At 46.4% G+C, this 660-nt stretch carries 1 protein-coding gene; it reads right to left on the bottom strand.

The window, feature by feature from the left end; all coding sequences use genetic code 11:
• Positions 1-660, bottom strand: a 660-nt coding sequence (locus tag A3756_RS04865) for an aspartate kinase (RefSeq protein WP_156490278.1), incomplete at both ends; no start/stop codon positions are given.

Here is a 660-nt window from a genome sequence, read left to right as displayed (position 1 = left end):
CTCTTAAAGGCACACTATATTTCCCGGCAAATTCAACCGCCCTAATCTGCAAAACCTTAGAGCCCAAACTCGCCATTTCTATCATTTCTTCAAATGTCACTTTTTCCATACGGCGCGCACTATCAACAACCCTTGGGTCCGTTGTATACACTCCGTCGACATCTGTATAAATCTGACATTCATCCGCTTTGAGCGCAGCCGCTAGAGCAACAGCAGTGGTATCTGACCCGCCACGACCAAGCGTCGTAATATTATGATCCTCATCAACTCCCTGAAAACCAGCAACAACCACAACTTTACCCGCAGACAAGGCCTCGCGCATTCGCGACTCATCAATATCCTGTATTCTTGCCTTCATATGAGACTGATCAGTCAAAATACGAACCTGACCACCTGTCATAGACATTGCATCACAATCAATCTGCTGCAAAGCCATACTCAACAAAGCAATCGTCACCTGCTCACCGGTCGACACCAGCACATCCATTTCACGAGGTACAGGATCCTTAGATATTGCATCGGCCAATGATATTAACCTGTTAGTCTCTCCACTCATTGCAGAGACAACCACTACAACATCATCACCTGAATCTCGAAACTTTTTTACTTTCTCTGCCACAGCTTGGATACGCTCAGTCGTACCGACTGAAGTACCGCCAT

It is taken from the genome of Oleiphilus sp. HI0086, from assembly GCF_001635225.1.
The sequence above is the reverse complement of the archived record's forward strand: the minus strand, read 5'-3'. Positions and strand labels throughout refer to the sequence as shown.